Source organism: Rhodococcus sp. B10 (genome assembly GCF_011770055.1).
Classification (GTDB): Bacteria; Actinomycetota; Actinomycetes; order Mycobacteriales; family Mycobacteriaceae; genus Rhodococcoides; species Rhodococcoides kyotonensis_B.
In genome coordinates, this window is record NZ_JAAFYV010000120.1 from 1 (window position 1) to 404 (window position 404).

Sequence of the window (404 nt, forward strand, 5' to 3'; positions counted from 1 at the left end):
TCTGAACCCGTCGAAGCTCGTAACGTTCGGTAATGAGCCAATAACCATTGGAACAACCATTGCTGCGCCCTGATTCATAATTGCACCACACAGAAACCAGAGACTGGCAGTCAGCACATATAAACACGCGATATTAATAACAAGGAAAACCAGTGAGCTCAGGAAAAACATTTTCCTGTCATTACGCTCAGAAAAGAAATAACCGGCAATAATGACAAATATTAACAGAACAACACCTGTAAACATTTTCAAATAATCTTCGCTCATAAATCAAATCCGCGATTAAAAATTGGGTTTAAAATCTTCAGAAACGTTCAGGAACTGTTTTGCCAGGTCGTCCTGCGAAATAAAACCGTATGATAACGGGCGAACACTGCCCTGTTTCGGGTCAACCAGCATCATGG

1 protein-coding gene is annotated in these 404 nt (G+C 41.3%); it reads right to left on the reverse strand.

Features of this window, described 5'->3' with window-relative positions; genetic code table 11:
• A partial coding sequence (locus RhoFasB10_RS26180) for a conjugal transfer protein TrbA (protein WP_206031394.1) occupies nt 1-267 on the reverse strand: 267 nt, incomplete at its 3' end.
• Nucleotides 268-404: the final 137 nt, after the last annotated feature.